We start from the raw sequence: 273 nt of genomic DNA, 5'->3' as shown, positions 1-273 counted from the left end.
ATGGTAGTGTGGGGTTTCCCCATGTGAGAGTAGGTCATCGTCAAGATTAAATTCCAAAACCCCTGTCTGCTAACGCAGACAGGGGTTTTGTTTATGTAGAAGCTCATGAATTTCACCGGCACGTTGCCAACCCAACGGTCTGGTACACAGAATTTCTTGACGACCATAGAGCATTGGAACCACCTGATCCCATCCCGAACTCAGCAGTGAAACGATGCATCGCCGATGGTAGTGTGGGGTTTCCCCATGTGAGAGTAGGTCATCGTCAAGATT

At 48.7% G+C, this 273-nt stretch carries 1 rRNA gene; it reads left to right on the top strand.

The annotated features are described in order from the left end of the window. Nucleotides 1-155: 155 nt before the first annotated feature. Nucleotides 156-271 (top strand): 5S ribosomal RNA (rrf, locus tag QK296_RS29005). The last annotated feature ends 2 nt before the right edge of the window (nt 272-273 follow it).

The organism is Pseudomonas sp. AL10, from assembly GCF_029960685.1.
Taxonomy (GTDB): domain Bacteria; phylum Pseudomonadota; class Gammaproteobacteria; order Pseudomonadales; family Pseudomonadaceae; genus Aquipseudomonas; species Aquipseudomonas lactis.
Note: the sequence above shows the minus strand (reverse complement) of the source record. Positions and strands in the feature narration are given on the sequence as shown.